Here is a 434-nt window from a genome sequence, read left to right on the forward strand (position 1 = left end):
GCGTAGAACCATCCGAGCGAGTGCGGGATGCGGATCTCCCGGAGCGGGGTCAGCTCGCTGCCCCGCTTCACCCAGAGCATGGTCGTCTGCCGGTCGCCGGAGCCGTCCGCGGTCAGGGTCACGGCCGTCTCGAAGGGAGACTCCATGGCGGCCTGGAAGGCATGGGTGAAGTGGTGCGGGGACGCGTGCAGCGGAGGGAACTCCACATCCCCGAACTCCCTTCTCCAGTGCCGCCGGTGGAAGGTCTCCTGGGCGCCGCGGTCGTACGTCGCGAGTGTCCTGGCCTGCCAGTCGAGCGTGCCCCGGTCCGGCCGCTCGCCCGACTCCTCGGAAAGCCCGGCGTAGAACGCGGCCATCGTGCCGTCGGTGTAGGCGGCCAGGTCCCAGCCGATGCCGACCGCGGCGACCTCGCTGATCGTGACACCGGCCTCCGC

General features: G+C 71.0%; 1 protein-coding gene. It reads right to left on the minus strand.

Annotation, left to right across the window (positions count from 1 at the left end; genetic code table 11):
• Window positions 1–434 (minus strand): carbamoyltransferase N-terminal domain-containing protein (locus tag LPA54_RS39430; RefSeq protein WP_306806637.1); only part of this gene is annotated, 434 nt, incomplete at both ends.

The sequence above is a fragment of the Streptomyces sp. DH12 genome, from assembly GCF_020873895.1.
Taxonomy (GTDB): Bacteria; Actinomycetota; Actinomycetes; order Streptomycetales; family Streptomycetaceae; genus Streptomyces.